We start from the raw sequence: 674 nt of genomic DNA on the forward strand, positions 1-674 counted from the left end.
CGGCGTCACGCCCGTAGCGAGCATCGAAATCAGGTCATCGGTTTTCATCGTGTTCCTCGAATCTTTGCAGCGAGCGCCTTCAGTCCACGATGCACCCCGATCTTGACCGCCGATTCCGAGAGCCCCGTCATCCGCGCGGTCTCCGAGATCGACCGGCCTTCCAGTTTCACGTGCACGATTGGCAATCGCTGGCGCTCCGGCAACTTATCGAGAAGCTTGCCCAAGTCTCGTTTGGCCTGCGCGGGCTCAAGGTCGGGCGCGGCGAAGAGCTCGGCAGCGTCGTCGAGAGGATCGTTCAGGGCGTCGTGCCGCGAGCGCGCCCGAAAGTAGTCCGTCAGCTTGTAACGTGCAATCGCGTGAACCCACGCAGTCAACGGTTCCTCCCGCCGGTATGTCTGCCGCCCGTTATGCACGGCGAGCAGGACTTCCTGGACCACATCTTCGATGTCACCCGGCTGGGCGTTCAGCCTGCGCCGCAGGAACCCGCGAAGATGCGGGCACAATTCCATCAGAAATTGTCGGTACGCCGCCTCGTCGCCGTCCAGGCCGCTCAGAAAGAGCGCCTGAAGATGCGTCTCCTTCGCCCGCGCGCCAGTGTTACTCGTAGTTCGATCCATCGATCACTCTGGTTACAGGAAGCGCAAGTTTATTTTTTCGAATTCTACGCACTCGCG

The 674-nt window shown here is 61.0% G+C and carries 1 protein-coding gene; it reads right to left on the minus strand.

Translation table 11 applies throughout. The annotated features are described in order from the left end of the window. Positions 1-44: 44 nt before the first annotated feature. A complete protein-coding gene (locus AWB65_RS35190) occupies positions 45-617 on the minus strand; it encodes a sigma-70 family RNA polymerase sigma factor (RefSeq protein WP_087671287.1) in 573 nt (190 codons plus the stop codon). Positions 618-674 lie beyond the last annotated feature (57 nt).

The organism is Caballeronia humi (assembly GCF_001544475.1).
GTDB lineage: Bacteria > Pseudomonadota > Gammaproteobacteria > Burkholderiales > Burkholderiaceae > Caballeronia > Caballeronia humi.